Genomic DNA, 888 nt, shown 5'->3' on the forward strand with positions numbered 1-888 from the left:
ACGCCATGCTCTCGGGCCAGGTGACCCCCAGAGCACGGGCGACCCGGCGCAGCCTGGTGACGGCGGTGCCGGGGGCGGGCGGCAGGGTGCGCAGGACCCCGGTGCCGGAGCCGAGCATCAGCTCGGCCGCGGCCATGCCTGTCATCAGGGATATCTGGGCGTTCCAGCGGTCGGCGGGCAGCGGCGAGCGGTACACGAGCGCGTAGTGGTTGCCGCGGCGCACGATCCGCTGCTCGGGGAGGCTCAGGGAGATGCCGCCCCGGGTGTGCTCCAGCTCCTCACGGCGCAGGCCGACCTCCCGCAGCAGCGAGAGCGGCTCCTCGGCGGCACCGGAGTCGAGGGCGCGCTGGACGCTCGCGTAGCTGAGCTTGGCGCGGCTGCGGACGAGGGCGCGGCGCACGTCGGTGCGGACGACCCGGCCGTCGGTGTCCAGGTCGAGCTCCCAGAGCAGGGCGGGCCGGGTGTGGTCGGGCAGCAGGCTGGCGGCGCCCTCGCCGAGGACGTCCGGGTGCAGGGGGACCCGGACGTCGGGGTAGTAGTACGTCATGACGCGGCGGTGCGCCTCGGCGTCCAGGGCGCTGCCGGGGAGCACGAAGGCGGTGACGTCGGCGATGGCGTAGTGGACGCGGAAGCCGCCCGCGGCGCGGCGGGCGAGGAAGACGGCCTGGTCGAGGTCCTTCGACGCGGGCGGGTCGATGGTGAAGAGCGGCAGGTCGGTGGCGTCGCGCGTGGGGAGCCGCGGGCGCCGCGCGACCGCCGCGGCCTCCTGAAGGACGTCGGCCGGGAAGGCCGTGGGCATGCCCGACCGCGCACGCGACTCGCGCAGGGCGACCCGCAACGGCGTGCCGTCCGCGTCGGTGACGTGTATCTGCCGACGGGGCATGGTTC

At 75.6% G+C, this 888-nt stretch carries 1 protein-coding gene; it reads right to left on the minus strand.

Translation table 11 applies throughout. The features are described 5' to 3' along the window. Positions 1-883 (minus strand): RNB domain-containing ribonuclease (locus tag K6I34_RS37530; RefSeq protein WP_229332480.1); only part of this gene is annotated, 883 nt, incomplete at its 3' end. Positions 884-888 lie beyond the last annotated feature (5 nt).

It is taken from the genome of Streptomyces sp. UNOC14_S4 (assembly GCF_020740835.1).
GTDB lineage: Bacteria > Actinomycetota > Actinomycetes > Streptomycetales > Streptomycetaceae > Streptomyces.